This is a genomic window from Pseudomonas capeferrum (assembly GCF_000731675.1).
GTDB classification, from domain to species: domain Bacteria; phylum Pseudomonadota; class Gammaproteobacteria; order Pseudomonadales; family Pseudomonadaceae; genus Aquipseudomonas; species Aquipseudomonas capeferrum.
Genome location: NZ_JMIT01000001.1, coordinates 1,711,574 through 1,735,263, shown reverse-complemented (window position 1 = coordinate 1,735,263; position 23,690 = coordinate 1,711,574). Strand labels below are relative to the sequence as shown.

Here is a 23,690-nt window from a genome sequence, read left to right as displayed (position 1 = left end):
CTCACCATTCGTCCAATTCAGTCAGGCGCTGGAGGGCCATGCGGTATCTGCAATATTGCGAAACGGAACCCCGAATAGTCCCAGCGATATTCTGTTCGTATAACCCATTGCATTCCGCCTCGGCGTATTGCTCCCAGAGGGCCTGAGACTGTTGAAGCATTTCTGGAACCCGCTCTGAGTCATTGGCCGCTTTGTGCTTGAGATCATCCAACGTACCGTCCAGCTTCGTTTGATACTTCTGATTCACAGCATCGAGCGCGCTGTTTGCCTTCATTCCCAAGCATACGTCAAAGTCATTTGTAGTCTTGGCTGTTTTCGCACAGTGTTGATACTGAGTCTCCAGCGAGGCCTCAAACTGCCGAATCGCCTCTCGCAACGCCTCTTCCCGCCCACGATCAGCATGAGCCAGCCCTCCGCACAGCAGTGTACTTGCGACGGCTAGCTTGATAGCACGGTTCATCATTCTCGCTCCTTGAGTAATGGGGCATTTAGTGTGGTGTTTCAGAAATACCAATGTGGGGTCGCTATGTGCTTGTCGGGAGATAGGGTGATGGCGGCTAGGCTCCTATCTTCGGTTTGGAGGTAGGGCGGCGCTCGATCTGATAGGCGCTGAAAATGCCAAGCCAGGCACCTGGTGGCCCCATATACAATCTCCAGGCATCCACCCCTCCCTTAAAAAGCCGAGACCATTCTGGCCCCAGTCATCCGTGCAGGAAAGGCCTTGGGCATGTAATTTTCATTGGTATTCTGAAACACCACACTTGTCTACACGGGCCTCAATGCATCATGCCCAGTTCCGCGTCGTCCATCAGCGCCTTGGCCAATGCGCTGAAGTTTTGCAGCCTGGTCTGGCCTCTTCGCGGGGCAAGCCCGCTCCCACAAGTACACATCAGGCTCGAGTCTGTGGTGATCCTGTGGGAGCGGGCTTGCCCCGCGAAGAGGCCAGACCAGGCAACACATCGCATAGGCCCTTAATGCCGAGTACGCGGCTCTGCTGGCATCTGCACCTGAATCAACGCCGACTCAAGCAGCACACGCAGCGCCTCCAGCTCATGCATGGTCGTCATCATAAGGATCGACACGGGGGACTTGGGCTGAAGCAGAATCGCCTGATGGGCCACGGTCTGTGCGCACAGCGCGTAGTCCGCAGCCTGGATGAGGGTGTCTTCGAGAGAGTGGTGGTTGTGGGGTGGATCGGGAACGACCTTTAACATCACTTAATCCTTTTCAAGGTGCGGCCACCTGCCTGCTGTCAAACAGAAGGGTGGCAGCTGTACGTGGGTTGACAGACCGGCGGATTAAGCAAAGTTCCGGCGCACGCAAGCGTGCCCGCACGTACAGCCGCCATAGAAGCGAGCCATATACTTAATACCGTCGCGGCCTGTCAAAGCCGATCGCTGTTTGCAGCGACAGGCCGAGACTAGAGCGGTGCCTGAGCGGCCGCAACGGAAAAAAGGCGGCAGGAGTATGTTTGGGAAAAGGCCTACAAGGAAGGGGTTAAATCTGATTATTCATCACTGAAAAGCAATACTTCCAGGTCACCAACGCCGTCACGTTGCGCGGCGCTCCATCGCCCGTGCCCTCGACCAGCGGCAGGTTGCCCCAGTTGAACCGGAGCGGGTGAGTACCCGCTCGTGGATTGATGCCGGTTTTTTACTACGGCCTGTCAGCAGGGCTGAACGGCCAATCGGTTAGTGACGCTACGCCCCAGCACCAGCACTGTGACAAAGCCGCAACCTACCAGCGCCGTGGCCAGGCTCAACAGCACCGAGCTGCCCAACTGGTCGACGATCTGCCCGCCGAAGAACGAGCCCAGCGCAATAATCACCTGGAACATCGCCACGAACAGGGGCATGCCGCGTTCGACATCCTTGGGCGCGACCACAAACATCCAGATACTGGCGCACGCCGGGAAGGCGCCGAAGGCGAAGCCCCACAGTGCGATCAGCATTGCAGCGCCGGTCATGCCCGTGGCGAAGTGGGGGAACAGGGCGGTGCTGACGCCAATCATCACGGCCACCAGCATCAGGGTGTGGCGCACGCTGCGGTTGGCGGCGAAGCCGGCGAAGATGTTGCCGATTACCCCGGCCACGCCATACAGCAACAGCAGCGAGCCAATCGTCGGCCCATCGAAGCCGGCGTTCTGTTTGAAGAAGGGTGCCACATAGGTGTACGCGGCAAAGTGCGCCAGGCCAATCAGCAATACCGCAATCAACCCAACCCGCGCTTGCGGGTTGATGAACAGGGCCGGCAGGTCACTGATGCGGATGGCCTTGTCCGGGTTGAGCCGCGGTAGCAGCAGGACCTGCGCCAGCAGCACCGGCACGCCCACCAGCGCGGTAACCAGGAAGGTCATGCGCCAGCCCATCAGGCCACTCAGCCAGGTGCCCACGGGCACGCCCAGCACGGTGGCCAGGGTTACCCCGACCATGATGATCGAGGTGGCCTGGGCAACGCCCACGCCTTTGGGTGCCAGGCGGCCGCTGAGGGCAATGGCCGTGGCCCAGAAACCGCCGATGCTGACGCCCAGCAGGACGCGGCCGAACAGCAGCAGGCTGAAGTCACTGGCGTAGGCCACCACCGCGTTGGCGATGATCATGATCAGCGTCAGGCCGATCAGCAGGTAACGGCGGTCCATGGCGCCAATGCCCACCGACAGCAAAGGGGCGGCGAGGGCGGCCATGATGCCGGGCAGGGTCACCATCAGGCCGGCCTGGCCTGCGCTGATGCCGAGGTCGCTGGCAACGTCGTTGAGCACGCCCACCGGCAGAAACTCACTGGTGACCAGGGCGAAGGCACCCACGGCGACCGAAAGAATCGCCAGCCACTGCTGTTTGACGCTTTGTTGGTTATGTTCGGGAAGGCCGCTAGGGGCCTGGCTGTCGCTTGGCATGATGCTGGGTTCCAAGGGGGATGTCGCCTGAAGCAGGCGAGGAGAGGGCGAAAATTGAAGGCGATTATACGAGTGGGTCGGCGCCACCACACAGGCGCGCCGCTCGATAGTAATCATCAGTACGATCGATAAGACGCCCAATGCAGAGCGCCTGCTGTTTGCTGCCGAGGGCTATGGTGTATGGTGCGGCCCCGAATTCGGCTTGCATTCATGGAGGATAAATTGCGTATCTACATTACAGGGGCATCGTGCGCCGGTGTGACCACGCTGGGTCAAAACCTCGCAAGGCAGCTCGGCTTGCAGCATGTCGATGTCGACGATTTTTACTGGATGCCCACCAACCCTCCATTTACCACCAAGCGGCCTGTCGATGAGCGCGTGGCTTTGTTGCAGCAAAAGCTGGGTGGCGACGATTGGGTGCTGACCGGTTCGTGCCTGGGCTGGGGCGATGCGCTGGTTGCCACTGTAGACCTTACGGTGTTCGTTGTCACACCAACGCCGGTTCGCCTTGAGCGGCTGGCCGCACGTGAAAAGGCGCGCTTTGGCGAGCGGATTGCACCGGGCGGTGACATGCACGCGATCCATGTGGCCTTCCGCGAATGGGCTTCGCAGTATGACGACCCGAGCTTTTCTGGCCGCAACCGGGCGTGGCATGAGGCGTGGTTGGCGGCGCGGACGTCTGCGGTTTTACGGGTGGATGGCGTGAGTAGTGCTGAGCAGATGGTTGCGCAGGTGATGCAGAGGTTGACGCAAGCAGCGCAGTCTACCTGACTGCTCGGTACTCCCCAGGCCACCCGCCGGCCAAACGGTCATGGCGGATCACCTTGAGGGGGCTATCGTTGCTGGGTTGGGCAACGACTACCGACCGAGGGCGGTGCCATGAACACTAGTGATTTACTCGAACAGTTACTTCGCGCCGGGCAGGGCTCACGGGCGCAACAAGGCAGTGGCAGCATGTCGTCGCAAGACGGCCTGGGTGGTTTGCTGGGCGGTTTGCTTGGCGGCGGCAATGCAACGGACGGCGGCGGTGGCCTGGGTGGTTTACTGGGCGGCCTGTTGGGTGGCCGTGGGGGCAGCAGCGCGGGCGGCAATAGCCAAGGGCGCTCCGCAGGTGGCGTCAATTATGCGGCCCTGGCGTCGTTGGGCATGATGGCTTACCAGGCCTATCAAAGCTGGCAGCGCAGCCAGGCGGCCGCTCCGCAACAAGCTGTGCGCACTGTGGATCAATTGAGCGGCCCCGAGGCCGAAGACCACAGCCATGCGATCTTGCGCGCGCTGATTGCGGCAGCCAAGGCCGACGGTCGCATCGACGAGCAAGAACAACAGTTGATCTACGCCGAAATCAAACGTCACACCAGCGACCCGCAGCTGCAGCAATGGCTGGATGAGGAAGTCAGCAAGCCACTCGATGCTGCAGAAGTGGCACAGTCGGCTCAGGACCCGGCCATGGCCGCGGAAATGTACTTGGCCAGTGTGATGCTGGTGGATGACCAGCAGCCCGCAGAGCGGGCCTACCTTGACGAGCTGGCCGGCGCACTGCAAATCGATCCGACATTGCAGGTGCACCTGGAACAGCAGGCAAAGAGAGCCGCCTGACCGGGCTGAGCGCGACTGAACTCAGTCTGTAGTCTGTTGCGCTGTGGTATCGGCGGCAGTGGCCGGGGCGCTCGCTTTTGGCTTCACACGATCACGTCGGCCCTGGCTGCGTTGCCGCGAAGCTTGTTGCTTCGCGTGCAGCGCCTGTGCGGCGGTCACGGTGCCAGAGGGTTGTCCACTCAAGTCCAAACGCGGCGCACCCTCCACCATGCTTGCCCAGTATCGAGCTCCGCGACACCAGGTAGAGATGCCCAGCTTAAGCTGCTCGCGGGTCAGACCCAGCAGCTCCAGGTGTTGCTCGGCATCCTTGAAAATACCCTCCTTGAGCGGCACCTTGGGGGCAGGGTTGACAGGGAAGGCCAACGGAAAATGCTTCTGCAATGGCCAGATCGCTTCCACCGCCGGATCCTGGGCACGAGGCTTCGCCTGCGGGGAAGGCTTGCGCTTGGGGTGTTTCGCGCTATCGGCCTTGACCTGTTGTTTTTCCGACCTGAGGCGGTCACGTAGCTCAGCTAGTTGTTCAAAACCCATCGTTCAATTCACTGCTTCGAAGTTGATTGCGTGGTGCAAGGATATTCCATAAAGCGCTTGGGAGCAGCCCAAACAGGATGAATCGCTGTTGTTTCCGTGAATGCGCCATGACCGGCTCGGCAGATTCTACCTGTCAGGGGCCGTGCACCTGTGGCGTGCCAGCTCCCGTTCAAGCGTTTTCAACCTGTGCCTTGTGGAACAGCGCAAACAGTTCTTGCGGCGATTTTACATTCAACTTCGCGTAGACATGCCGGCGGTGCACCTTGACGGTTTCGGCCGAGATCCCCAGCTTGCTGGCCACTTCCTTGTTCGAGCAGCCGCTGAGGATCAGGCGGATCACATCCAGCTCCCTGGCGGTCAGCGGCGTGCCGAGGCGCACCATGGCCTCTTCTAGGTTGGCTTGCCAGCGAGGTGCCTGGCGTGGCGCGCTTTCAGGCATCGCCGCCTCGAAAAACATGCGTTGGCGCATCAGGCCCACGACCCACGGGCGAATCATCTCCAGCAGCGAAACCTGCTCCGGCGTGAACAGGTGCCGGCTGCCCAGGGACAGGCACAGGCTGCGCACCTCATCGAGCCGCACGTTGTAGTGCAGTTCGTCCTGTTTCACATAATGGTTGAAGTAGCGCTGGTGGTATTCGGTGTCCCTGAAGCGCTCCGGCGCCACGTCCGCCAGGCGGAACAGCCCGGTGGCCGGTTGCTCGCGGTTGGCGATGTAGAAAGGGTCGAGTAGGTACATGCCCTTGATGTAGTCATGAAACAGCGGGTCGGGGCCTTCTCCCTCATACGGGCTTTCAGCGAATACAAACGGGCAACCCTCGCTGAACAACAGCACCGCCCAGTTATCGATCGGTACGTATTCGCCTATCAAGCGGCTCAAGGTTCGCCAGAAATCAGCCTTGTCCAGGTGTTCGATCACGTGGCCGGCAGCGCGATGCCAGGCCATGTCCTGGAGCGTTGGTGTCATGCATCTACCCCCTGGGGTTAACCACTCGACGTGATTGGAAACAGGCTGAAAAAACGCATAATTGCATCGACCTTTTGCAAAAGTCACTTATTTCCTGACCGGGAATCAGCCCGATAACAAGGTCCGAATATGAAGCTCGAACTGGTACAACTGGCGGGGCGCGATGGCGACACCGCCTACAATCTGCGACGTACCCTGGACGCCATCGCCCACTGCGCGCCAGGCGTCGATATCATCGTTTTTCCCGAAGCACAGGTCACCGGCTTTCTGAACCAGCAGAACATTGCCGAACAAGCCTTGACCCTCGACAGCCCCAGTATCCTGGCCATCCAGCAGGCCGCGCATGAGCGCCAGGTGGCGGTGGTAGTGGGGCTGATCGAGAACGACGGTGGGCAGTACTACAACACGACACTATTCATCACCCCCGAAGGGGTGCAGCTCGGTTACCGCAAGACCCACCTCTGGGTTTCCGAACCCGGGCTGGTGTTGCCCGGCGACCGCTATGGCACCGTGGCGTGGCGGGGCGTGCGCATCGGCCTGCTGATCTGCTACGACACCGAGTTCCCGGAAACCGCCCGGGCTGTGGCGGCCCTGGGCGCCGAGCTGATCCTGGTCACCGATGGCAACATGGAACCCTATGGCCACGTGCACCGCACCTCGGTCACCGCCCGTGCGCAGGAAAACCAGGTGTTTGCCGTGGTCGTAAACCGGGTCGGGGAGGGGGAGGACAATACCGTGTTCGCCGGTGGCAGTGCGGTGGTCGACCCGTTCGGGCAGGTGTTGCTGGAAAGCGGGCGCCAGGAGTGCCGGCATGTCATCGAGTTGGACATGACTCAACTGGCCGATGCCCGTGCGCTCTACCACTACCAGGCAGACCAGCGCTTCCAGCTGCCCGGTGAGCGCATCGAACATGCCGATGGCCGACGCGAACTGCTGATTCCCTGAGCAAGGCTTGACGTGCCCAGCACCACCGGGCTCACGCCAACGATAACAATAATCAAGCGACAGTCAGCGGACTGCACGGTCGCCAGCCGGCACTCCGCCAGGAGCCTTCCATGACGCTTCACCCTTTACTCAGGTTCGGTCTCATCGCACTGCTCGGCACCACCTTGAACGTTGCCCGCGCGGAGCCCGCCCGCGTGCACCTGTATAACTGGTCCGACTTTCTGGCACCGGAAACCCCCAAGGAATTCCAGGCAGATACGGGTATTTCGCTGATCTGGGACGCCTTCGACAATGCCGAAGTGATGCAAAGCAAGTTGATGGCCGGGCGCACGGGTTATGACGTGGTGATGGTACCCGACGACCTCTTGCCCAGCCTGGTCAAGGCTGGAGTGATACAGGCGCTAGACCGTGAACGCCTGGGCAACTGGACGCACCTGGCCCCGGAAATCCTGGAAAAACAGCAAGGCAACGACCCGGGCAACCGCTACGCCGTTCCCTACATGTGGGGCACGACGGGCATTGGCTATGACCAGGTCAAGGTCCGGCAACTGCTGGGTACGAACGCGCCGGTGGACTCCTGGGACCTGATATTCAAAGAAGAGAACATCGCGAAGCTCAGCAAATGCGGCGTGGCGATGCTGGATGCGCCCGTGGAGATCGTGCCTATTGCGCTGAGTTACCTGGGGCTGCCACCGAACAGCAAGGAGCCTGAAGACTACCGCAAGGCTGAAGCGTTGCTGCTCAAAGTCCGCCCGTACATCCGCTATTTCGATTCCTCGAAATTCACCACCGACCTGGCCAATGGCGACATCTGTGCCGTGGTTGGCTGGGGCGGCTCGGTGTACAACGCCAAGGTCACGGCAGACCACGCCAACAACGGCGTCAAGCTGGCCTACAGCATTCCGAAGGAGGGCGCGCCGGTCTGGTTCGAAAACATGGTGTTGCTCAAGGATGCACCGCACCCGCAGCAAGGTTATGACTTCATCAACTACATGCTGCGCCCGCAAGTGATCGCCAAAAGCTCCGACTACCTCGGCTACCCCAATGGCAACAAGGACGCCACGGCCTTCATCAATCCGCAGTTGCGCGACAACCCGGCGGTATACCTGCCGAAGGACGTCATGGCCACGCTGTACCCGCTCGAAACGTTGCCGCTCAAACTGGAGCGCGTGCGCACCCGGCTCTGGAGCAAGGTAAAGAGCGGTACTTGATGGTCGCACCTGACCCTTCGCATAACAAAAATCCGCTTGACCGGAGTACGCATGACTCTCTCTGCAGACTTGATCATTACCCACGCTGACATCCACACCATGGACCCTAACCTGCCCAGGGCCCAGGCCATCGCCGTGCACCAGGGGCGTATCGTCGCCGTGGGCGATAACGGCGATATCGAACGCATGGCAGGCGCCGATACGCGCCGCATCAACGCACAAGGGCGGCTGATGTTGCCTGGCCTGCAAGACACCCACGTGCACTTTCAGCTCAGCAGCGCCGACCTCTATCACAATGCCTCGCTATACGCCGCGAGTACTCTTGATGAACTGCTGAGTTGTATCCGCGCGTTCGCCGAACGCCACCCCGACAAGGCGTGGATTCGGGGCGTCGGCTTTTCCTCCAGCCTGTTCAGCCCGGACGTGCTCACCAAAGAGCTGCTCGACAGTGTGACGGGCGGGCGCCCGGCACTCATGCTTGCCAATGACTACCACAATGGCTGGGCCAACAGCGCCGCGTTCGAGGTGGCCGGTGTGCGCGCAGGAAGCCCTGAGCCGCAGAACGGCAGTTATGTGCGCAACGCCGACGGTACGCCCAAGGGGTGGCTGTTGGAGGATGCGATCTGGGCAATGAATCGTATCGCCCCCGGGTACACTGACGAGGAATACCTCGAGGCCATGCAGCACTTCAGCAAGGCATTCAACCGCCGGGGCATCACGGGCGTGCTGGATGCCATGGTCAACCGCAACTACATGAAAAACTACCAGGCGTCCTATGAGCGCGGTGACCTGACCCTGCGCGTTCGTGCCACCTCCAAGGTCTTCGCGCACAAGCCACTGGACGAGCAGCTTCGCGAACTCCAGGACCTGCGCAACACCTACCAGGGCGACCGAGTAAGCATGCACTCGGCCAAGTTCTTCCTCGACGGCGTGCTGGAAAGCGGTACGGCAGTGTTTCTGGAGCCGCGAAACGACACCGGTGGCAACGCCGAGTTGATGTTCACCCAGGCGCAGATCAACGAGTACTTCGCAGCCTTCGACCGGGAGAGGTTCCAGTTGCACGTACACACCATCGGCGACGGTGCGGTGCGTGCTGCGGTGGATGGCATTGACCACGCCCGCCAACAGAATGGCCAATGGGATTCGCGCCACCAACTCGCCCACCTGCAGGTGGTGGCCCCGGTCGACATTCCCCGCTTCACCACCCTGGGCATCCTGGCCAACTTCCAGCCTTTGTGGGCGCAGCCGCAACCTGAAGCCGACGCCATCGCCCACGCCATGCTGGGCGAGCAACGCAGCCAATGGATCTTCCCCATCGGTGAGTTCGTACGCAAAGGCGTGACGTGCATGATGAGCAGCGACTGGGGCGTGAGCACCTATGACCCCTTCCAGATCCTGCAATCTGCGGTCACCCGCCAGGCACTCGATGCCGGCCCCGACGACCCGGTGCACAACCCGCATCACCGCATCAGCATTGAAGATGCACTGCGTGGCTATACGCTCAATGCGGCCCACGCCGCCTGGCGGGATGACAGTACCGGCAGCCTCAGCGTCGGCAAGTACGCGGACCTGATCGTGCTTGACCGCAACCTGTTTGAGATCGCGCCCGGCGAGATCGCCCAGACCCAAGTGCTGCTCACCCTGCTCGAAGGCCAGGAAGTCCATCGAGACCCAGGCTTCGGCTGACGGGCCGCCCCGCAACGGGGCCAATCCCGCCACGCACCCCTCTATCTTGCGCCGGGCCTTCAGGCCCAGGGGGCAGTGCGCGCGCGAGGCACCGGGTTTGTCATTACAACAAGAAAAATCGGGAGTACTCAGCATGTCCTTCATCACCCCGGCACGGGCGCTTTCGGCGCTTGGCGCCTTACTCAGCCCGTGCGCCTTTGCCGGGTATACCTTCGAAGCTGGCGACGTTACAGGGGAAGCGACGCTGGCCGCAGGCATAGCCAGCATCAGCGCCCGCAACGTCAATTTCGGTGCCGGGCGCGTGGACCTGCGCAGTGGCCGCAATACCGGCGAGCGGGCTGTCTGGCAGGAGATGTACCTGAAGCCCGGCGCAACCCTGCGCTATCAGATCAGCCCCGAACTGGAAGTGTTCGGCGGCGCGTCTTCGGTGGGGGCTGCAACCTTTGGCGACGGCGATGCGGGCGGCTACACCCGCAGCTCCGATCATGGGCTGGCCATCGAAGCCTTTTACGGCGGCGTGCGCAAAGGGGATTGGTCGTTCAGCGCCGGGCGCCAGGACTACAAGGTCGGCACCGGTTTCATCGTCATGGACGGCAACCTCGACGTGCTCGACGATGCCGCCTACTGGATTGGCCCACGGACTGCGTTTCGCGACGCTGCGCTTCTGGGCTACAGCCACGGCCCGCTCAGCGCCCAGGCATTCAGCTTGCGCACGGATGATGACCTGGGTGACTTTCGCATGAACGGCCTGAATATCGACTACGACCTGGTCGGTACGGTAACCCTGGGCGCCATGGCGATGAAGGTCGACGCCCTGTCGCACGAAGCCGACAGGTTGACCCCGCGTGACGGCATGCAGGTGTACAACCTGCGCGCGCTGCAAGGCAAGGTGCCGTTTGTCGACGACCTCACGCTGCACGGCGAGTATGCCGTCCAGCGCGGCGCGGGTGCCGGTGTCGACTACGACGCCAGCGCTTGGTATGCCCAGGCCGACTATGCCTTTTCTTCCGTGCCCCTGCAGCCATTGCTGAGCTATCGCTATGCCGCCTTCTCAGGCGACGACGACCCGAGCGATGGCAAACAGCAGGCCTGGGACCCGCTTAGTAAAGGCTATGTCGACTGGGGTACCTGGTTGATTGGCGACGTCGTCGGTAACTATCTGCTGTTCAACAGCAACGAACGCGTAAGCCAGTGGGCACTACGCACGCACCTGACTCCCACGCTGAACCTGGGCGGCATTCATTACCAGTTCAACCTGGATGAAAAAGTGCTCAACGGTGGGGCCGTCAGCGATCGACGCTTCGCCGACGAAAACGTGCTGTTCGTCGAATGGACACCCACAGCCAGCGTTTACACCAGCGTGTCCTACAGCTGGGTCAAGCCCCTTGCCGCCGCCCGCGAAACCTACGGCAACGACGATTTCAGTGCATTCGAGATGTTCGTCTCGTACCGCTATTGAACCAAACCTGAAAGCGGATGCGGCCCGGACCGGCCGCATCTGCTTCATCACCAACAGGAACACCACCGTGATCAATGCAGCTTCCGTGGGCCGCAAGGCACCCCTCTACGCCGTCCCCCCGTTCATGACTGAAAGGGAGTTTTGACATGGCCGATAATCCCGTCAAATTGACCGCCAGCCTCAGCCTGACCTCGGTGGTCCTCTTCGGCCTGGCCTACATGGCGCCTAGCCTGGTGCTGGTGATTTTTGGTGTCATTGCCCAGGGCAGCGCCGGCACAGCGCCTAGCGCCTTCCTGTTGGCCACCGGCGCCATGCTGTTGTCGGCATTGAGCTACGCCAAGATGGCCAGGCTGTTTCCGGTTTCCGGGTCCGCCTACTTCTACGCCCGGCAAATGCTGGGCGGCCAGTTAGGGTTTCTGGTGGGCTGGCTGGTGTTGCTGGACTACCTGTTCATGCCCATGGTCGCCTGGTTGGTGCAGTCGGTATTTCTCCATGTGCAATTCCCTGGCATACCGTTCTGGGGGTGGATGTTGGTCAATATCGGGCTGACCACGCTGGTAAATGTCCTGGGGCTCAGCCTTGCCGATCGCACAAACAAGTTGCTGACAGGGCTGGGCCTCGCCCTGGTGTTGCTGTTTGTGGTGTTGTGCCTGATCCACCTGTTGCATCAGGCCCCGGTGTCCCTGACCGCGCCCCTGTGGAACGCCAGCAGCACCTTCATGGGTGTATCGGCAGCGGCAGCCGTGGCGGCCTATTCCTATCTGGGCTTCGATGCGGTCACCACCATGGCCGAGGAAACGCGCGACGCCAAGCGCAACATCCCGCGCGCCGTGGTGCTGGTGATGGCGACGGCAGGCCTGCTGTTTGCGCTGGTCGCGTACATCATGCAGCTGGTCCATCCCGGTGGCGTATTCGAAGATGCCCAGACGGCGGCCTACCTCATGTCCATCGAAGTAGGCGGGCAGGTCTTTGCGGACTGGCTTAACCTCGGTTTGATCATCTCCGGGTTCGCCTCAGGCCTCATCGTGCAACTCAGCACCAGCCGCCTGCTTTACTTCATGGGCCGGGCCGACATACTGCCCAAAACGTTTTTCGGCACGCTCAACCCCAAGACCGGGGCGCCGGTTTTCAACCTGTTGCTCACCGCAGTGATCGGGTTGCTGGGTTTGAACCTCACGCTCGAAATGGCGACCTCCTTCATCAACTTCGGCGCCTTCCTTGGCTTCACTGCGGTGAACCTGTGCGTCATCTGCTACTACTACCGCGCTCGCCGGCGCGAGCGTCTCGGGCTGGTGAGTTATCTGTTGTTTCCACTGCTGGGTATGTGCGTGAACCTTTACCTGGTAAGCCAGCTAAGTGCGACCGCGATTGTCATTGGGCTTTGCTGGCTTGCCCTTGGCGTGGTCTACCTCACCTGGCTGACACGCGGTTTCCGCCAGCCTGCGCCCGACCTTCGGCCGTAGACGCCTTGGGGTGGATAGCGACGGCCGTGTTTCGCCCGTCGCTGTGCGTTGTCAGACCCAATCTCAGCAGCGCTAAGGGTATATCGCGCGCTATCCGACCAAGCGATTGCCACATAGTGGCCCATTACGATGTGAGGAAGTTGGCGAACGAAGGTGCCCAAGTTGACGTCGCATCCACTGTTCCAGTCAAGCGTGCAATAGCCACCGTGTACGCCGGTGCGGAGTTTGGCTTCCATATAGATTCCGTTGTGAATCAGCGATGACGCAGGTGGCAGGACCTGCCGTCCATGACATGGAAGCCGCTTACACGCCTGCGCTGTGCATGTGGGGGCTGGGCTTGCCGGCGGTGGGCTGTGAAGTGCCCCAGCATCCAGGGTCTGCTCTGGGTCGATAGCCGTTATCCATATGAGCGGGCGCTTTCGACCTATGGCTGCGCTTCGCGGATCCGTGCCTTTCTGTTTGCCGATCAGCTAGGGATTGGTTCTTCTTGAGTACCAATTTATGAGCCGATCAGCTCTCTATCGCAGGCAAGAGGGTGGGTAGGATCAACACAGCCTTCCAGAAGGAACCGTTATCTCTTGTCGTTAATGAGGTGTGCCATGCCCAAGGTTGTTCACTTTCACCGTACCGGTGACGCTGATGTTCTGATCCTCGATGAAGTCGCAGTACCCACGCCGAAAAGCGGCGAGGTTCAGATCGAAGTAAAAGCTATCGGTTTGAATCGTGCAGAAATCATGTACCGCACTGGGCAGTACGTGATTGATCCCCAGTTCCCAGCGAAGCTGGGCTATGAAGCGGCCGGCATTGTACGCGCGGTTGGCAGTGACGTCCGCGACCTTGTTCCCGGTGACGTAGTTAGCGTCGTGCCGGCATTCTCTTTCGCTGATTACGGCATGTATGGCGAGGTGGTCAATGCGCCTGCGCATGCTGTCGTCAAGCATCCGTCCAACCTCAGTTTCGTGGAGGCAGCGGCCAGCTGGATGATGTTTGTTACTGCATACGGCGCCCTGATTGAGTACGGCAATCTACAGGTTGGCGAAACCGTGCTTATCCCGGCTGCGTCGAGCAGTGTCGGCCTGGCAGCGATCCAGATCGCCAACATGCAGGGAGCCATCCCGGTGGCCCTTACCCGCACAAGTGCCAAGCGTCAGGCGTTGCTGCATGCAGGTGCAAAACATGTCATCGCCACCCAGGAAGAGGATCTGATTGCCGAGGTGGCAGCGATCACCGAGGGCAAAGGTGCGCGTATTGTTTTCGATCCGGTTGGTGGCCCCGAGGCAACCAAGCTGATCAAGTCCATGGCCAACAACGGGATTTTCTTCCAGTACGGCGCTCTCGATCATCGCGATATCCCGGTTCCCGTCTTCGACATTCTTGGCAAACACCTGACCGTGCGCGGCTACGAGCTGTTCGAAATCACCACAGATATTCAAAAGCTGGCCAATGCCAAGGCATTCGTTGCCAAAGGCTTGGCAGGTGGTCAGCTCAAGCCCGTCATCGACCAAGTCTTCCCGCTCAATGAAATTGCGGCAGCACACCGCCGAATGGAGTCGAATTCGCAGATCGGCAAGATCGTCGTCGTGGTTGACTAAATAACATCCTGCGGCAGTGAGACTGGCGTCGTACGCCATCGCTGTTTGCTTCCAAGCAGTGATGGCTTACTTTGTTTTGGTGTCTGAGAGAGGGAGCCTAGCTTCGCTATCGTCCTCAGTGCAGAGTACGTCTGTCCCAATGCACAGGTAACTGGAAGATGGCGATGAACCTGATTGAAGCCATGCAAATGTTCGTGGCGGTGGTTGAGCATGGCAGCTACACCAAAGCGGCCGAGGCACTCAATGTACATCGCCCGGCACTCTCCAAGCTCATCCAAAATCTCGAGCACGAATTGGGAGTGCAGCTGTTACACCGCACCACGCGCAGAGTAAACACCACGCCCGCTGGCGATGAGTTCTACGAACGCAGCCTGAAATTACTCGCTGAACTAGCGGACACACTGGACTGGTTTTCGCCGACTCGTCCGCCGCGAGGCAAGCTCAGGATCGACATGCAGACCGTACTCGGTCACGCGGTGATAATCCCGCGACTGCCCGAGTTCATGGAGCGCTACCCTGGCCTGGAAATATCTCTGGCAACCTCTGACAACTTGAACGACCTTATCGCGGAAGGCATCGATTGTTCCGTGCGGCTCGGTGATCTGGATGATTCGAGCCTGGTTGCCAAACGTATCGGCGAGGTCGCTTTGGTGACCTGCGCGGCTCCCGCCTACGTAAAGAAACATGGTTTACCCGGCACGCTGGATGATCTGCAGGCGCACCTGGCAGTCAACTTCATGGTTGAGCAGCGCCGCCAGATCATGCCTTGGCGATTCAGGGCCAACGGTAAAATGATTAGCGTAAAGATGCGCAGCGGCATCGTCGTCGACAATGCCGAGGCTTTGCTCTACTGCGCACTGGCGGGGATCGGGATGGTACAGGGGCTGCGCCCGGCGTTGCAGCGATACATCGATAGCGGGCGTGTAGTGGAGGTTCTGCCGGATGTTCCAGTCGAGCCGAAGACCGTTTCCGTGCTGTTTCCAGATCGCCGTCATCTGTCACCCAATGTGAGGGTATTTGTCGAGTGGGTGAGTGGGTTGTTCCAAGAGGAAAGGTATTAGGGGCGGTTATCGAACGTCAGCGTTGGGTCGAAAGCTGCCGTTCGTGGAAGGCGGCTTTTCGACCCAACGCCGCCCATTATGCCCCCCCACTAATTCCACTCAGTTTCAGGTGGCAGCGGACTGCCTCAACCTGCGACTCGACCCAGGCGTCTTACCCGTAACACGCTTGAACGCCCGACTGAACGCCGCCTGAGACGTATAGCCCAAACGCTGCGCGACCTCTTCAATCGGCACCCTTTCCAGCGTCAGCCACTGGCTGGCAAGCCGCATTCGCACTTCGGTGACGTAGCGCAGCGGGGTCATGCCAATCGTCAATTGAAAACGCTCCGCAAAGACCGAGCGGGACGTATTGCATTGCTCCGCCAACTGCTCGACGGTCCAGTCGCGACCCGGTTGTTGATGCAGCGCCAGAAGTGCACCTGCCAGCCGCGGATCGCGCAGGGCGGCAACCAGGCCGGAGGCGTTGCCGCAGGCGCACTCGACCCAACCACGAACGACCATCGCGGCGACCACGTCGGCCAATCGCGCGAGGATGCCGGCGAAGCCGACGCGTGCGGCGCTGACCTCGCGCTCCATGGTGGTGAGAATAGGCACCAGCCCGGGGTAACGCTGGCCGCCGGCATCAATCAGCATCAGGCCCGGCATCAGCTTGCCAAGGCCATGGAGGCTGCCCAATTCGAATTCCATGCATCCACTGAACAAAAGCGTGGTCGGCATGGGGCCGGCATCGGTTCCGGTGGCCACCGCGCTGACGGTGTCGCCCAGAGGCTCGCCGCCCAGAAGGTCGATGTCCTGCACGGGCACGTGCGTATGCGAGAGCAATTGATGGGCCGCGCCATGGGAGATGAAGACGGCGTTACCGGCGCACAGCGCATACGTTGTCCCGTCTTCCATACGCAGCACCGCGTTGCCGACCGCCAGGAAGTGGAACCAGGCATGCCCGGGTTTGGCAGCGAAGCCCAAGCCGAAGGCCGGGCCCGCCTGGATACGCCGGTAGTCGACACCGCGCAGGCGCATGCCGCGCAACAGTTCGTTGATGAGGTCGGAAGAAAGGGCAAATTGGTCTGTCGACATTGCTCAGGTGTTTTGGTCAAAAAATTGAGTTTTTCGATCATAGATCATCCGGATTCTCGCGCCTAGACTACGGGTCGCAATTGAAGATTGGGAGATCCATGCAATGACTGACCTTGTATGCAATGCCGTACCCGACAGCCGTCCCGGCGCCGGGCCGGATGCAGAACCTGCAACCCCCGCGTGGATGGCCGTATTCTCGTTGGCCATGGGCGTGTTTGGCTTGCTGACCGCTGAGTACCTTCCGGCCAGCCTGTTGACGCCGATGGCGACCGAGCTGGGGGTATCCGAAGCGCTGGCTGGCCAAGCGGTAACGGTGACAGCCGTGGTGGCGCTGTTCGCCGGCCTGTTGGTGCCAGGCCTGACTCGCAGTATCGATCGCCGCTGGGTGTTGCTGGGTTTTTCCACGTTGATGATCGCGTCCAATCTGTTGGTCGCCGTTTCCTCCAGTTTCGCGGTGCTGTTGTTGATGCGTATCTTGCTGGGCATCGCACTTGGCGGGTTTTGGAGCATGGCGGCGGCGGTGGCGATGCGCTTGGTGCCGGGGGCTTTGTTGCCGCGCGCGCTCTCGATCATTTTCAGCGGCATCGCCATCGGGACGGTGGTTGCGGTCCCGCTGGGTAGTTATCTGGGCGGGCTATATGGCTGGCGCAGCGCGTTCTTTGCAGCGGCCGCGGTGGGGGTGGTGACCCTGGCTTTTCAGTCACTCACGCTGCCGAGCCTTGCGCCACGTCGGCCGGCACGCCTGCGCACGGTGCTTGAAGTGTTGCAGCGCCCAGGCATCGCTATGGGGATGTTCGGTTGTGTGCTGGTGCACAGCGGCCACTTCGCGATGTTCACGTATATTCGGCCATTCCTCGAAGGTACGACCGGCATTGGCCCGCAGGGGCTGTCGCTGATGTTGCTGGGTTTTGGTGTGGCTAATTTTGTCGGCACATTGGTGGCCGGGTGGATGCTTACTCGTCACCCGTTGGCCACCCTGGTGTTGATGCCCGCGCTGGTGGGCGTTGCGGCACTGGCGCTGGTCCTGTTGCCGGCGTCGGTGCCAGGGCAGGCCGTACTGCTGGCGGTCTGGGGCCTGGCCTTTGGGGGTGTGCCGGTGGCGTGGTCGAACTGGGTCGCCAGCGCGGTCCCTGACCAGGCGGAAAGCGCCGGGGGCATGGTGGTAGCGTCTGTACAGTCGGCCATCGCCACAGGCGCAGCCGCGGGTGGGGCAATGTTCAGCCTCGGTGGCAGCGCAGGCGTATTCGTGGCGGCGGCCGTGCTGATGCTGCTGGCCGCGTTGCTGATTGCACTGCGTGTGCGAGTGCCTTCGGTAGATGGCGCTGTACTGAACGGGTCGGCACTCCACCTGTGATTTAGCTCTCCAAGCGGCGCCGATACGCTTCCAAACGGCTTAACCCATGCTGCAGCACCGGCAGCATGTGCGGGATTTATCAGCGCGGGAACAACAGCGTCACAGCAAAGCGAAAGCCCCAGTCTTCTGGGCCATTATCCGGTGATTCGAGCCAGTAGCGCGGCCCAGCCTGGAGGGTGACCTATCGTTCCTGCAAGAGTTCCAGGGCCCGATCAAACTCGAAAAGTTCAACCTGTTCGGTCACCAGCGCCAGGCGTTTCGCCAGGCCCTGCTCCAGTGACAGCTTGCGCAGTTCGGCCAGCGCATTCACGGCCGCCGTGTCGCTTTCAGCCAGCAAGCCTTTTAGCCTGCTCAATTGCTCGCTCAACATACTACTGTCCCGCACGCCCTCCCCCCCCAGCGTGGGTGTGTGTACGTCCAAACCCGCCAGGGCAGATAGTGTCGGCAGCAGGCATCGTTCAACCGCGGCAGCCCTAGCCTGTATCACTGCAGCGGGATCACCGTTCTGACAGGCCTGCTCCAAGGCAGCGGCGGCCTGCGCCACGGCCCTGGCACCGAGGTTGCCGGCGGTGCCTCGCAGGCTGTGAGCCACACGTGCCGCCGCGCCAGGGTCGGAGTCAGCCAGTGCGGCCTGAAACTGCTGGGCAAAATCGGCCTGGTTGTTGCGGAAATTGCAGAGCAAGCGCAGGTAAAGCTCTCGCCGCCCCATGCAGGTTGCCAGGCCGCTCTCCAGGTCAATACCCTCCAGGCGATCCGGCAGCTCTTTCGGCTGGCCTGCACCGGGCGGTTCGGCAAGCGCTGGAATCACGGCGCGAGGCTTGATCCACCTGGCCAGGGTGGCGAACATGACATCGACATCGAGCGGCTTGGATATGTGGTCGTTCATGCCACTGCTCAGCGCCCGTTCTCGATCACCGTCCATGGCGTTGGCGGTCATGGCGATGACCGGCAAAACGTCGAACCGCGGCTGCTGACGAATGTGCTGAGTGGCCGTGTAGCCATCCATCACCGGCATCTGGCAATCCATAAGCACGCCATCAAAGTCGCCATCTTCGGCAAGAATATCTAACGCCTCCTGGCCGTGAACAGCGAAACGCAGACGAATCCCGACACTTTCAAGCAACTCAGTGGCCAGCTCTTGGTTCAGTTCATTGTCTTCCACCAAGAGAAGCCGAGCGCCGTTGAGGCTGTACAGCGTGTTTGCACTCTGCTTCGCACGCTCGCCAGCGCGAGTATCGGCCTGCGGTGCTGTGCCCAGCACCCCGCCAATGGCTTCCAGCAATGAAGATGGGGTGACCGGTTTGGTCAATACCACTGGCAACGGCATGCCTTGACGTTGCGCTTCTTCGCGCGCTTCCTCGCGGCCAAAGGCAGTGACCATAATCACCGACGGGGTATGCTTCAGGCTTGCGGTATACATACGTTTCATGGCTTCAATGCCGTCCATTCCGGGCATGCGCCAATCCATTAGCACCAAATCGTAGGGCAACGTCCTGTGCTCGGCATTAGCCAGCATTCGCAGCGCGTTACCACCATCCTGCGCTACATCCACTTCCAGGCCGAAGCTACGCGCCATGCCCGAGAGGATCTGCCGAGCACTGGCGTTGTCGTCGACCACCAATACTCGCATACCCCGTAATTCGTCGGCCTTGAACATGCGACGCGGCTCGATACCTGGCTGAACACCAAGGCGCACCTGGAAATGAAAGGTGGAGCCGACCCCCAGCTCGCTTTCAACCCAGATTCGGCCATCCATCAACTCCACCAACTTCTTCGAAATGGACAAGCCCAGGCCGGTACCGCCGTACTTGCGCGTGGTCGAGCTATCGGCCTGGCTGAAAGACTGGAACATGCGCGAGCACTGCTCGGCGGTCATGCCGATGCCTGTGTCGCGTACCCAGAAGTGCAGCTGCACGTGCTCCTCAGGCGAGTCGACTGCCTCCACGCCCACTACAATCTCGCCACGCTCGGTGAACTTGGCAGCATTGTTGCCCAGGTTGATCAGCACCTGGCCAAGTCGCAGTGAGTCGCCAAGCAGTGCGGTAGGCAAATCGGGCGGGGTCTGGAATAACAACTCCAAGCCCTTGCCCTCGGTTTTCAGGCCGATCATGGCAGCGATACTGTCGAGTACATCCTCCAGGCGAAAAGGCGTGTGCTCAAGGCTCATCCTGCCGGCTTCGATCTTGGAGAAATCGAGGATGTCGTTGATGATCCCCAGCAGGTTCTGCGCCGAACGGTGCACTTTATCAATGTAGTTGCGCTGGCGGTTATCCAGCTCTGTCAGCAGCGCCAGGTGGCTCATACCGATGATGGCGTTCATGGGCGTGCGGATTTCATGACTCATATTGGCGAGAAACTCGCTCTTGGCCTGAGTAGCCTGCTCGGCGGCGGCGCGTGCCTGCGCCAAAGCCGTCACATCGATATTGATGCCGGTTGCGCGCAGTGGCCTGCCGTCAGGGGTGCGCGAGAAGCGATTGAGCGATTTGAAGGTGCGCACCCCACCATCATCTTGCCGCACGATGCGAAAGTCGAGTTCTAAACGATCACCGCCACTGTGGACGGCGTGCTCGAAGGTACTGCTGACGCGCGCGACGTCATCAGGATGCAGCAGCGCCTGCCAGTGCTCCACGGTGCCACCGAAGGCGCCTGGCTCAAGGCCGAACATCGCTTCGAGCTGCGGCGTCCAGTAGTTTTCCCCGCTGACCAGATCGACATCGAACAAGCCGATGTCGCCGGCCTCCTGGGCCAGGTTCAATCGATCGCTCGCAGTGCGCAGCCTGGCTTCCATCATCCTGCGCTCATTCACGTCACGCACCGAGGCACACACACAGACGCCTCGCCCCTCAAGACGCGGTAGATGGGACAGGCCTATTTCTACAGAGAACAGGCTACCGTCCTTGCGCACGCCGCGCAGGTCATCCTGGTCCCCGCCCATCTGCCGGGTGCCGCCACTGGCAAGAAACGCGTCGCGCTGCTTGATATGCCGTTCGCGGGCGGCATGCGGTACCAGCCGCTCAATGCTGGCGCCGATCAACTCACCCGGTTCATAGCCAAACAGGGCATCCATCTGCGGATTGGTCATCAGAATGTGGCCATCGTCGCCCAGCACCAACATGCCATCGGGCGCCGCTTCGATAATGCCGCGGTACCACGCCTCGGTTTCACGCAGTGCTGCCTGCTGGGCCTCCAGCGTTTGAGCCTGGTGCTCCAATTGCAGAGCCTGGGCACTCATCTCGTCCGCCTGGCGGCGAGTTTCCAGCAACAGTGCCTGGGCGGCCTCGCTGCGCTCCATAATGGCCATGGCCCCGGCGAGGATGGGCAATACCTCTTGCAGCAACAGCGCCTGGTTCAGCTCCAGAGGGCGCAAACCAGCCATTTCCAGTACCCCGTGGAGGCGCTCTCCGCGTAGTACCGGCTCAACCAGCAGAAGGCTGGCGCACGCCTCGCCCAACTGTGCGCGCACCCGCCAGAACGGCTCAGGCAAATCGGTGAACTGTCGGGGTTGGCGATCCACGGCGCACTGCCCCAGTAGCCCTTCACCTAACTCAACCTCAGCGCGCAAGGGGCGCTCGCTGTCCACGGCGTAGCCACCGAGCAATTGCAGGCGTGGCGCCTCCTCGTACAGCACGTACAGCGCGCCCTGACAGATGCCCAACTGAGGGGCGATGCGGCAAAAAAACGCCTGGGCTAGCTGCGAGGGGGTTTGGGCCTGCAGCAGGTCCACCTGCAACAACGAAGCATGACCTTTGACCCAGCGCTGGCTTTCAAGTTGGCGGGCCTCCAGTTGCAGCGTGGCGATTGCCCGGGCAAGGTCACCGGTCTCGTTGCTAAGGTCGGTGTGAGGGATCTGGCTGTCCAGCTTGCCGGAAGCCAGCTCGTCCACCGCTATGCGCACACGGTTAAGCGGTACGCGGATTGAGCGGCTGACCAGCCAGGCAAGCATCAAGGCCAGCGTCGAGCCCCCCAGCAGCAGTATGTAAGTGAGTACGCTGCTGTGCTGCGCATAGTCGGCTAGGCTCTTCGCCGTATCATGAATATCCGCTTGCTTGTTGTTCTCTATCCGGATGAGCAGATCGTCGCACTCCTGTTCAAGTGCGATAAATGCCTGGCTCGTGAGGACGGTCAGCGCCCTGCCCAATTGACCGGTGCCCACCAACTCAAGCGCTTCATCGCCTTGTTTCTGCAGGCGCTGCAACGCCACTTCAAACTCCACCAGGCTGGTGACGCTGCTTTGTCGCCGCAGCGTCGGGCGCACTTGTGCAAGGGCCTCTTGCAGACGCTGCTGCGCAATGTCCATCTGCGTCCTGGCACTGACGCGAGTCTCGGCGTTGCTCGTTGCCACCGCGCGTTGAAGCGCCTGCACCAGGTGTGGCAACTGAACCCGGACTTCCTGTACATGCTGGATGCCGACCAGATCCTGCTGGTAGAGCTGTTGCATCTCGCCCCTGAGCGAAAACTGCGTGCGCAGGCTCTGCACGCCGAGCATCAGGAAAAGTGTCAACAACGCAGCAAAGCCGATAATCAATTTACTGCGCAGAGACAATCGCTCGAACAGCTCAAACAGTCTGTGCATACACCGCCTCAGTTCGTGTGACGTGCAGATTGGTACAAACGGCTTAATGCTTTTCAGCGACAGACTTGGCTTCAGCTAACTGCTTGACCAGATCCTGGTCGCTGTCGGCGAACTGCGCTGCAATTGCCAGAAAGCGCTCGGAATGGGCAAGGAATGCGTCGCAGATATCCGGGTCAAAATGCGCGCCGCGGCCTTCGCGGATAATCTCCACCGCCTGAGCGTGGGGCATGCCTGGCTTGTAAACACGGCGGCTGATCAGCGCATCGTAGACATCCGCCAGCGCCATCAAGCGAGCGCTGATGGGGATATCATCACCCGCCAAGCCCTGCGGATAACCGCTGCCATCCCATTTCTCCTGGTGGCTATAGGCGATTTCCTTCGCCAACTGAAGGAAGTCGACCGTTATGCCCAGCTGGTCCTCGGCGTGCTGAATGGCATCGCGCCCCAACGTCGTGTGAGTCTTCATTATTTCGAACTCTTCGGCGGTGTAACGTCCTGGTTTGAGCAGGATGCGATCAGGAATGCCAATCTTGCCGATATCGTGAAGTGGTGCCGATTTGAACAACAGTTTGATGGTTTCCTCATCGAGGAAGTGTCCAAAGCGCGGGTGCTCGCGCAGCAGCTCGGCCAACAACTTGACGTAGTGCTGAGTGCGACGGATGTGGTTGCCTGTTTCGTTGTCGCGGGTTTCAGCCAGCGATGCCATGGCGTGGATGGTGACGTCCTGGATGGCGGTCACCTCGCGGGTGCGGCGCTGCACTTCTTGCTCCAGGAAATCGTTCTGGTCGCGCAGGAAGTCCGCAGCTGCCTTGACCTTGATTTGTGTCTCAACCCTGGCCAAGAGGACAGGCGGGATGATCGGCTTGGTGATGTAGTCGGCAGCCCCCAGGCCAAGCCCGCGAATTTCGTCCTCGGCAGCAGCCATGGCGGTCAGGAAAATGATCGGGATGTTGCGGGTACGGGGGGCACGCTTGAGCTGCTTGGCAACATCGTAGCCCGACAAGCCCGGCATCATGATGTCAAGCAGGATCAGGTCGGGGAGTGCGTCGCCCTGCAGTAGGCGCAATGCTTTCTCGCCACTGTTGGCTGCTTTGACCCGATATCGATTCCTGAGCAAGTCGGCGATCAGCATCAGGTTGTCGGGCGTGTCGTCGACCACCAGAACCGTGGCTGATGGGTAAATGTAGTGCATGCCATCCATTGCCGTTGGTCCCTTGTTGGACGATTAATAGAGGGGCAGTCAGCATCGACCCCTGGCAAAGCGTAGCAGTGAAACTTGCTGGCTGGC

The 23,690-nt window shown here is 60.7% G+C and carries 18 protein-coding genes; 10 read left to right on the top strand and 8 right to left on the bottom strand.

Annotation, left to right across the window (positions count from 1 at the left end):
- Position 1 precedes the first annotated feature (1 nt).
- From PC358_RS07800 to PC358_RS07790, 3 genes are all read right to left on the bottom strand, one after another.
- Entirely contained in the window at positions 2-460 is a 459-nt protein-coding gene (locus PC358_RS07800) for a lysozyme inhibitor LprI family protein (protein WP_160177291.1), read from the bottom strand.
- 511 nt (positions 461-971) lie between these two features.
- Positions 972-1,214 carry a hypothetical protein gene (locus tag PC358_RS07795; RefSeq protein WP_033698660.1) on the bottom strand — a complete coding sequence of 81 codons (243 nt, stop codon included), beginning with the start codon at positions 1,212-1,214 and terminating at the stop codon, positions 972-974.
- A 452-nt stretch (positions 1,215-1,666) separates the two neighbouring features.
- Positions 1,667-2,893: an MFS transporter gene (locus PC358_RS07790; RefSeq protein ID WP_033700140.1), complete on the bottom strand. Its 1,227-nt coding sequence runs from the start codon at positions 2,891-2,893 to the stop codon at positions 1,667-1,669.
- Positions 2,894-3,115: 222 nt separating this feature from the next.
- Here PC358_RS07790 and PC358_RS07785 point away from each other — a divergent pair, with 222 nt between their 5' ends.
- Positions 3,116-3,664, top strand: coding sequence for an ATP-binding protein (locus tag PC358_RS07785; RefSeq protein ID WP_033700138.1), 549 nt, complete (start codon positions 3,116-3,118; stop codon positions 3,662-3,664).
- A gap of 108 nt (positions 3,665-3,772) precedes the next feature.
- The gene (locus PC358_RS07780; protein WP_033698659.1) at positions 3,773-4,489 is read left to right on the top strand and encodes a tellurite resistance TerB family protein; all 717 of its coding nucleotides are present in this window, start codon (positions 3,773-3,775) and stop codon (positions 4,487-4,489) included.
- Positions 4,490-4,510: 21 nt separating this feature from the next.
- Here PC358_RS07780 and PC358_RS07775 read toward each other — a convergent pair whose 3' ends face one another.
- Positions 4,511-5,020 (bottom strand): ProQ/FinO family protein, encoded by a 510-nt coding sequence (locus tag PC358_RS07775; protein ID WP_033698657.1) that lies wholly within the window; start codon positions 5,018-5,020, stop codon positions 4,511-4,513.
- Positions 5,021-5,189: 169 nt separating this feature from the next.
- Positions 5,190-5,984 (bottom strand): helix-turn-helix domain-containing protein, encoded by a 795-nt coding sequence (locus PC358_RS07770; RefSeq protein WP_033698655.1) that lies wholly within the window; start codon positions 5,982-5,984, stop codon positions 5,190-5,192.
- Between the two features lie 129 nt (positions 5,985-6,113).
- Here PC358_RS07770 and PC358_RS07765 point away from each other — a divergent pair, with 129 nt between their 5' ends.
- From PC358_RS07765 to PC358_RS07735, 7 genes are all read left to right on the top strand, one after another.
- Positions 6,114-6,929 (top strand): carbon-nitrogen hydrolase family protein, encoded by an 816-nt coding sequence (locus PC358_RS07765; protein WP_033698654.1) that lies wholly within the window; start codon positions 6,114-6,116, stop codon positions 6,927-6,929.
- Positions 6,930-7,039: 110 nt separating this feature from the next.
- Entirely contained in the window at positions 7,040-8,140 is a 1,101-nt protein-coding gene (locus PC358_RS07760) for a polyamine ABC transporter substrate-binding protein (RefSeq protein ID WP_033698652.1), read from the top strand.
- Between the two features lie 51 nt (positions 8,141-8,191).
- Complete coding sequence (locus PC358_RS07755; RefSeq protein WP_033698650.1) at positions 8,192-9,826, top strand: amidohydrolase; 1,635 nt, start codon at positions 8,192-8,194, stop codon at positions 9,824-9,826.
- A gap of 133 nt (positions 9,827-9,959) precedes the next feature.
- A complete protein-coding gene (locus PC358_RS07750) occupies positions 9,960-11,285 on the top strand; it encodes an alginate export family protein (protein ID WP_033698649.1) in 1,326 nt (441 codons plus the stop codon).
- A 146-nt stretch (positions 11,286-11,431) separates the two neighbouring features.
- Positions 11,432-12,748, top strand: coding sequence for an APC family permease (locus PC358_RS07745; protein WP_033698648.1), 1,317 nt, complete (start codon positions 11,432-11,434; stop codon positions 12,746-12,748).
- A 599-nt stretch (positions 12,749-13,347) separates the two neighbouring features.
- The gene (locus PC358_RS07740) at positions 13,348-14,340 is read left to right on the top strand and encodes a zinc-dependent alcohol dehydrogenase family protein (RefSeq protein WP_033698647.1); all 993 of its coding nucleotides are present in this window, start codon (positions 13,348-13,350) and stop codon (positions 14,338-14,340) included.
- A 164-nt stretch (positions 14,341-14,504) separates the two neighbouring features.
- Positions 14,505-15,401 (top strand): LysR family transcriptional regulator, encoded by an 897-nt coding sequence (locus PC358_RS07735; RefSeq protein ID WP_033698646.1) that lies wholly within the window; start codon positions 14,505-14,507, stop codon positions 15,399-15,401.
- Positions 15,402-15,506: 105 nt separating this feature from the next.
- Here the strand turns inward: PC358_RS07735 and PC358_RS07730 are convergent, their stop codons facing one another.
- Positions 15,507-16,475: an AraC family transcriptional regulator gene (locus PC358_RS07730; protein ID WP_033698645.1), complete on the bottom strand. Its 969-nt coding sequence runs from the start codon at positions 16,473-16,475 to the stop codon at positions 15,507-15,509.
- Between the two features lie 103 nt (positions 16,476-16,578).
- Here PC358_RS07730 and PC358_RS07725 point away from each other — a divergent pair, with 103 nt between their 5' ends.
- Positions 16,579-17,829 carry an MFS transporter gene (locus PC358_RS07725; RefSeq protein WP_033698644.1) on the top strand — a complete coding sequence of 417 codons (1,251 nt, stop codon included), beginning with the start codon at positions 16,579-16,581 and terminating at the stop codon, positions 17,827-17,829.
- 181 nt (positions 17,830-18,010) lie between these two features.
- On the opposite strand, the gene PC358_RS07720 is transcribed toward PC358_RS07725, so the two are convergent.
- Entirely contained in the window at positions 18,011-22,402 is a 4,392-nt protein-coding gene (locus PC358_RS07720; protein WP_033698642.1) for a response regulator, read from the bottom strand.
- Positions 22,403-22,445: 43 nt separating this feature from the next.
- Positions 22,446-23,603: an HD-GYP domain-containing protein gene (locus tag PC358_RS07715; protein ID WP_033698641.1), complete on the bottom strand. Its 1,158-nt coding sequence runs from the start codon at positions 23,601-23,603 to the stop codon at positions 22,446-22,448.
- Between the last annotated feature and the right edge of the window lie 87 nt (positions 23,604-23,690).